Raw genomic sequence first — 207 nt, forward strand, 5'->3', positions numbered from 1 at the left:
CCGCTGCGCACCGAAGCCGTGATGACGTCCGCGTCCGCCGGCATCGACGATCTGACCCACACCGGGGACAAGACGACCACCACGGTCGCCATGGACTTCGGCCGCATCACCCTGGACCAGGACCTCATCCTGTACCTGTTCGGCACCCCCGGACAGGACCGCTTCTGGTTCATGTGGGACGACCTCGTCCGCGGCGCCATCGGTGCC

At 67.6% G+C, this 207-nt stretch carries 1 protein-coding gene; it reads left to right on the plus strand.

The genetic code is table 11. From position 1 onward, the window contains the following. On the plus strand, positions 1-207 hold a 207-nt coding region (locus IF02_RS0132010; RefSeq protein WP_030163354.1), incomplete at both ends, for an ATP/GTP-binding protein.

Source organism: Streptomyces sp. NRRL S-244, from assembly GCF_000717915.1.
Lineage (GTDB): Bacteria > Actinomycetota > Actinomycetes > Streptomycetales > Streptomycetaceae > Streptomyces.